We start from the raw sequence: 239 nt of genomic DNA, 5'->3' as shown, positions 1-239 counted from the left end.
CCAGTAGTGCTGGTTTTGGAAGGGGTAGGTGGGCAGGTCGACGCGGGCCCCTCCCAGCGCCCGCAGGGAAGCCGTCCACTCCGCCACGGGCACCTCACCACGGAACTCCCCACCGGTGCCCTCCCGCGCCAGCGCGGCGAGCCCGCCGAGGAACTCCTCCCGCCCCCGCCCGTGCAGCACCGCCCGGTGCCGCATCACCGCCCGCGTCGTCAACAGCGAATACCCGACATCCACCACCC

1 protein-coding gene is annotated in these 239 nt (G+C 73.2%); it reads right to left on the bottom strand.

The genetic code is table 11. From position 1 onward, the window contains the following. The coding region (locus tag QC029_RS31020; protein WP_279559158.1) for a hypothetical protein at positions 1 to 213 on the bottom strand (213 nt) is incomplete at its 3' end. Positions 214 to 239: the final 26 nt, after the last annotated feature.

This window comes from Streptomyces sp. DH37, from assembly GCF_029813835.1.
Taxonomy (GTDB): domain Bacteria; phylum Actinomycetota; class Actinomycetes; order Streptomycetales; family Streptomycetaceae; genus Streptomyces.
Note: the sequence above shows the minus strand (reverse complement) of the source record. Positions and strands in the feature narration are given on the sequence as shown.